General features: G+C 31.6%; 6 protein-coding genes and 1 pseudogene. 4 read left to right on the forward strand and 3 right to left on the reverse strand.

The annotated features are described in order from the left end of the window. Positions 1-19 precede the first annotated feature (19 nt). A complete protein-coding gene (locus CD128_RS03700) occupies positions 20-970 on the reverse strand; it encodes an NAD-dependent epimerase/dehydratase family protein (protein WP_103328736.1) in 951 nt (316 codons plus the stop codon). 294 nt (positions 971-1264) lie between these two features. On the opposite strand from CD128_RS03700, the gene pruA reads away from it, so the two are divergent. The 4 genes from pruA to CD128_RS03720 all read left to right on the forward strand — a co-directional run bounded on the left by pruA (position 1265) and on the right by CD128_RS03720 (position 5458). Continuing rightward, positions 1265-2809 carry an L-glutamate gamma-semialdehyde dehydrogenase gene (gene pruA, locus CD128_RS03705; protein ID WP_103328737.1) on the forward strand — a complete coding sequence of 515 codons (1545 nt, stop codon included), beginning with the start codon at positions 1265-1267 and terminating at the stop codon, positions 2807-2809. A 229-nt stretch (positions 2810-3038) separates the two neighbouring features. Continuing rightward, positions 3039-3266, forward strand: a complete 228-nt coding sequence (locus tag CD128_RS03710; protein ID WP_103328738.1) for a FeoA family protein — start codon at positions 3039-3041, stop codon at positions 3264-3266. A 5-nt stretch (positions 3267-3271) separates the two neighbouring features. Beyond that, positions 3272-5266 (forward strand): ferrous iron transport protein B, encoded by a 1995-nt coding sequence (gene feoB / locus CD128_RS03715; protein WP_103328739.1) that lies wholly within the window; start codon positions 3272-3274, stop codon positions 5264-5266. A 12-nt stretch (positions 5267-5278) separates the two neighbouring features. Further along, entirely contained in the window at positions 5279-5458 is a 180-nt protein-coding gene (locus tag CD128_RS03720) for a FeoB-associated Cys-rich membrane protein (RefSeq protein WP_103328740.1), read from the forward strand. A gap of 65 nt (positions 5459-5523) precedes the next feature. Here CD128_RS03720 and CD128_RS03725 read toward each other — a convergent pair. After that, positions 5524-5973 (reverse strand): annotated as a pseudogene (locus CD128_RS03725) (VOC family protein). 65 nt (positions 5974-6038) lie between these two features. Further along, on the reverse strand, positions 6039-6587 hold the full coding sequence (locus CD128_RS03730) for a TetR family transcriptional regulator (protein WP_103328741.1): 549 nt from the start codon (positions 6585-6587) through the stop codon (positions 6039-6041). Positions 6588-6676 lie beyond the last annotated feature (89 nt).

Raw genomic sequence — 6676 nt, forward strand, 5'->3', positions numbered from 1 at the left:
CGATGACCGTGGTTTTATATTAGAAAGTAATTTTATTTTGATTATTATATGCCAAATAAGCTTTGATGCCTTCATCGATAGTATATTGAGGTGTATAGCCTAGTGCTTTAAGTGGCGTAATGTCAGCACAAGAATGCTTAATATCGCCAAGTCGTGGCGCTTTAAATGAATATGGAATGCTATATCCAAATCCCTTTTCAAACGCACTAAAGACCGCTTTTAAATTAGTTTGTGATCCAGTACCTACGTTATAAATTTGGCCATTAGTCTCAGAAGATTGAACGGTTAACCATAATGCAGAAATTAAATCATCAATATAGACAAAATCACGAGTTTGTTCGCCATCTCCGTAGAATGTGAATTCGGATTGGTGAGTAAATTTACTGTTCATAATAGATAACACACCCGAATAATCAGAATTTGGATTCTGTCTAGGGCCATAAATATTGAAGAATCTTAGACAAGTGCAAGGAACTTGATATAAATTATTATAAATTTTAGCGTATTGTTCTCCTGAAAATTTCTGAATCGCATATGGAGACAGTGGGAAAACTTTTGATTCAAAAACTGATTTTGGTAAATCAGGTAAATTACCATAAACTGCTGCTGAAGAAGCAAATATTAATTTTTTAATATTTGGATTCCATTTGCGTGTTGCTTCTAATAAATTGACTGTCGCTTCGATATTAACTTCATTAGAAAGCTGAGGTTTTTCTATTGTTTCAACCACGCTTACCATGGCTGCCAGATGAATAATATAATCAAATTGTTCTTTTTTAATTAAATGGGTTACAAAGTTATAATCAGTAATATCTTTAATATAAATATTTTCTCTTTTAACAAAAGGGATATTTTCTAAAAAGCCAGTGCTAAGGTTATCTATAACGTGTACGTCGATGTGTTCATTAATAAATTTTTCTGCCACATGAGAGCCAATAAAGCCTGCTCCCCCTGTAATTAATACTTTCATAAATATACTTCCTTTTCTCTAGATGTCGGTAATTTGTGCTAATTATATTATACTTCATTTTTATAAAATTATGAATTGAATATAAAATAATATTATTTTACAAAATGTAAATGTGGAGAAAAAGTGTCTATTAATTAGAGAAGTAAAACTTTTCAGAAAACTGAGTGTAAGCGATTGCAAAATATGGTAACTACATAGTAAAATGAAGGTAATGATACGGATTATCATTTCAAGTAAGGCAAGTTTTAGATCAAGTATTTTAAATTCTTACAAATACATAGGGGGTAATTAAGAATGGTAGTACCTTTCAAAAATGAACCTGGGATTGATTTTTCAGTACAAGAAAATGTGGAAAGATTTCAAAAAACATTAGAACAAGTTAAAAGTGAATTAGGTCAAACACTTCCAATCGTCATTGACGGGGAGCATATTACTAAAGATGATACATTCGATTCAATTAATCCAGCGAATACTTCTGAAGTCATCGCTAAAGTTTCAAAAGCCACAAAAGAAGACGTGGAAAAAGCATTTGAATCTTCAAATAAAGCGTATAAAGAATGGCGCAAATGGTCACATAGAGACCGTGCTGAATTATTATTACGTGTAGCAGCAATTATCCGTCGTCGTAAAGAAGAAATTTCTGCTGTAATGGTATATGAAGCAGGTAAACCATGGGATGAAGCGGTTGGAGACGTTGCAGAAGGTATTGATTTCCTTGAATATTATGCGCGTTCAATGATGGACTTAGCAGATGGTAAACCAGTCTTAGACCGTGAAGGCGAACACAATAGATACTTCTATAAACCTATTGGTACTGGTGTAACAATTCCACCTTGGAACTTCCCATTCGCAATTATGGCTGGTACAACAATGGCACCTGTAGTTGCAGGTAACACTGTCTTATTAAAACCAGCTGAAGATACGGTTTTAACAGCTTATAAATTAATCGAGATCTTAGAAGAGGCAGGTCTTCCTAAAGGGGTTGTAAACTTCGTACCTGGCGACCCTAAAGAAATCGGTGATTATTTAGTAGATTCAGTGCATACACACTTTGTAACATTTACAGGTTCACGTGCAACTGGTACACGTATCTATGAACGCAGTGCAGTTGTGCAAGAAGGTCAAACATTCTTAAAACGTGTTATCGCTGAAATGGGTGGTAAAGATGCCATCGTTGTAGATGAGAATATTGATACTGACTTAGCAGCTCAATCAATCGTAACATCTGCATTTGGCTTCTCAGGTCAAAAATGTTCAGCATGTTCACGTGCCATCGTACACAGCTCTGTATATGATGAAGTATTAGAAAAAGCAATTGAATTAACAAAAGATCTTACAGTAGGTAATACTGTAGATAATACATTTATGGGTCCTGTTATTAACAAAAAACAATTTGATAAAATTAAAAAATATATCGAAATTGGTGGTAAAGAAGGTAAAATTGAAATCGGTGGCGAAGCTGACGATTCAACAGGTTACTTCATTAAACCAACAATTATTTCAGGATTAAAATCTTCTGACCAAGTGATGCAAGAAGAAATTTTTGGTCCAGTAGTTGGCTTTACTAAATTTGATAATTTTGAAGAAGCAATCGAAATTGCGAATGATACAGATTACGGTTTAACAGGTGCAGTCATCACTAATAACCGTGAAAACTGGATTAAAGCAGTGAATGAATTCGATGTAGGTAACTTATACTTAAATCGTGGTTGTACTGCAGCAGTTGTAGGTTACCATCCATTCGGTGGTTTCAAAATGTCAGGTACAGATGCCAAAACTGGTAGCCCAGACTACTTATTAAACTTCTTAGAACAAAAAGTCGTTTCAGAAATGTTCTAATATAAATTTCAATATTATTGCCATACAAGGTTAAGAGTCATACTAAACTCTTACTTTGTATGGCATTTTTTATTTCTGACAATATAAATTAAATGAGCAATTAATATTGAAAATCATTTTCATTAAATCGACACACTTTTGAATTGAGAGATATTGTATAAAAGAAAAGCTAGGTATATGATATTTCTAATGATAATGATTATCAAATGAAATTGGAAAGCGTGATTTTATGCTAAACCTCACAAAAGGTATTAAAAATAGAGATTATAAAGTTGAAGAAATTAATATAAAAAATAAGAGCATGTTATACCGATTAAGTGCATTTGGATTAACAAAAGGCAGTACGATTAAAATTAAACAAAAATGTCTATTAAATGGACCTAGTGTAGTCGAAATAAATGGACAATATCTTAGTATCCGTCAACGCGATGCTCATCTTATTGTATTAGGGGAGTAAGCAATATGGATAATAGCTTTTGTATACTTGGTAATCCTAATGTTGGCAAAACCTCATTATTTAATGCATTAACAGGGTCATATGAATATGTAGGTAATTGGAGTGGCGTTACTGTTGAGAAAAAAATAGGTAAATTAAAACAAAATCTAGGAGAGTTAGTTGACTTACCTGGTTGTTATGATTTATCTCCTATTTCTAAAGATGAGAGTGTAGTTACTGATTATTTAATGAAATCATCATTTTCAGGCATGATTAATATTATTGATGCAAGCCAGTTAAAAAGAAATTTGCATCTAACTATACAATTATTAGAATTAAATAGTCCTATAATTATTGGCTTAAATATGATTGATGTTGCTACAAAAAGAGGCATCAAAATTGATTATGAGATGTTAATGAGAAAATTAAAAATCCCTGTTTTTCCAATAGTAGCAAGAAATTCTAAAGGCACAAACGATTTATTAAAGGAACTAAATTATTTAAAACCTGATGAAAGACAATTATTTAAAATTAAATACGAAGAAGATATTGAAAAGACAATTCAAGAAATTTGTACAATCATTCAAGAACACACTGATTATCCAACAGAGCGTTTACGTTTTATTGCTATTCAATATTTATTAGACAACTTAAAAATATCTCAAGAATTAGATTCTCAAATTTTAGAACAGTTAAAACCATTAAAAAATCAATTAAATAGTTTATCTGAAACTAATGTTCATGAACGTATTGCACAAACTAGAAATCAGTATATCGATATGCTATTAAAAGATGTAATTAACTATCCTCAAGAAGAAAGACAATTTTTAACTGAAAAAGTAGATAAAATTTTAATGAATAGATATTTGGGCATACCAATATTTTTAGGCATAATGTGGCTGATTTTCCAAACTACATTTACTTGGGTAGGTACGCCACTATCCGATCAGATGGATAGCTTTATTAGTAATCAATTAACAGATTGGATAAAAATATTAATGAGTCACTTGCACATATTACCATTTCTTCAAGATTTAATTACGGATGGTATTATTGCCGGTGTTGGTTCAGTTCTAGTGTTCGTTCCACAAATTGTGGTGCTATTCTTCTTCATTTCTCTTCTAGAAGATTCAGGATATATGGCAAGAATCGCAGTATTAATGGATCGAACGATGGAATCGATAGGATTGAGTGGTAAATCTTTCATCCCAATGATAATAGGGTTCGGTTGTAATGTTCCAAGCATTATGGCAGCCCGTAGCATTGAAAATGAAAAAGAGCGATTAATCACTATTTTAATAGCTCCTTTTATGTCATGTTCAGCTCGTTTACCTGTATATGCATTATTTGTTGGTATATTCTTTAAAAACTATCAATCTTTAGTGGTATTGAGTTTATATATTTTAGGTATTGTAGTCGCACTTATCGTCAGCACAATTTTAAATCGTTTTATTTTAAAAAATGAGGACGCAATTTTTATCGTTGAATTACCGACTTATCGCTTTCCTTCTATAAAAACTTTATGGAGAAGTACTTGGGAAAAAGCCAAAGGATTTGTAAGAAAAGCGGGTACTTTTATTTTTGGTGGGTCAGTTGTTATTTGGACTTTAAGTTACATTGGGCCTCATGGCGTGAATGTGAAAATAAATCAAAGCTTTATGCATATTTTGGGAGAAATGGTTGCGCCGTTAATTGCACCGCTAGGCTTTGGTAGTTGGCAAGCGGGAGCCACTTTGATTCCAGGTTTCTTAGCTAAAGAAGTCATTATTAGTTCTATGGCTATTCTTTATTCTTCAAGTGAAGATGGTCTTGTCAATGTTATACAACATCAATTCACACCGCTTTCAGCCTATGCATTTATGGTGTTTATTTTGCTTTATGTTCCATGTATTTCAACAGTAGCTACAATTCGTAAAGAAACATCTTCATGGAAATGGACTGGTTTTGGATTAGTTTATCCTATAGTGACAGCTTATGTTTTAACATTTTTATTTTATCAAATAAGTAAATTATTTATATAAGGGAGTCTTATCATGTATATCTTAATTAATTTAATTATAATTATAGCTATCATTAGCTATACGCTATTCACATTAATTAAATTCTTTAAACGTGCTAAACGTGGTAATTGTGGTAGTTGCAAATCAGATTGTCATTGCAATACGGATTCATTAAAAAAAGTTAATGATTATACAGCCACTCATCTAAAATAAAGAAATGCTTTTAATACAAAAAGAGAGCTGCTCTACTTTGAATAGAGTATCTCTCTTGTTTTTGTTTATTGTGGCATTTGAGAATAATCTTGACCATTTAACATCCAACGTACGCCATATTTGTCAGTAAATACGCCCATTTTACCGCCCCAGAATTGCTCTGCAAATGGTAATTCGATATTAAGTGATTCATGATCTTTAATTTTATTGTAGAATTGTTGTACTCTCTCTGAATCTTGTTGGTCGTTAACGTCGAAATCAATTAATAATGAGATACCATTATTAATAGTTGCTACACATCCAAATGAGTCTGAACAAAGAATTTTAACGCCTAGAACTTCGAATTCAGCATGCATTGTTGAATCTTCAACTTAATCCTTAGTCATTCCAAAATCTTCTGCTTGGTTTTCCCCGACTTTTATTCTATTAATCTTAATCGCACCAAACACGTTTTCATAATACTCAAGTGCATCTTTAGCTTTTTCAAATGACAAATATGGATGTAATTCAGTCATTTTCTTTCCCCTTTAAAAATTAATGGTTTACAAGAGTAATTTTAATGTGAAAGTCGATTTTCTACTTATTCCTTTGCTTTAATATTAACAAGCTTATGAAATAACTCATCCATTTCTTTTGGAGTAAGTGTGGCATTTTCATTTCGTTCCCAATCCAAAAAACTTGTTAAAACTGCGCCAAAGACATAAAAAACTAAGCTCGATGGTACTGAATCATCTATCGCAATTCGATGCATATTATCTTTAAATTCATTTTTCACAAATTCAATTAGATAAAGATGTCGCGCTTTCTCAAACTCTTTATCTCCCTGTTGCTTCAATTCAATACGTGAAATTTCCTCTCTATTGAAAGTGTCGGCTAAGATTTGAAAAGGGTTATTTAATCGCTCTTTAATATCTATGGAAAAGTAAGCATTATGCGTTAACTGTAACAGGTAATTTAATAATTCATATTTATCATAAAAATGTTTATAAAACGTCGTACGGTGTATTTGGGCATTTTCACAAATTTTATTCACAGAAATGTTAGAGAACATTTCTTTTTCAAGTAAGAGATATAAACTGCGAGTTAATGCCTTTTTAGTTTTAATCACTCTTAAATCTTTATCGTTCATGTTATATTCCCCCAACATGTACACAATATAAAAAAGTATAAAGTATTACATAATATATAATTATAAGTTATATTTATACACAAATAAAC

Source organism: Staphylococcus croceilyticus, assembly GCF_002902575.1.
Taxonomy (GTDB): Bacteria; Bacillota; Bacilli; order Staphylococcales; family Staphylococcaceae; genus Staphylococcus; species Staphylococcus croceilyticus.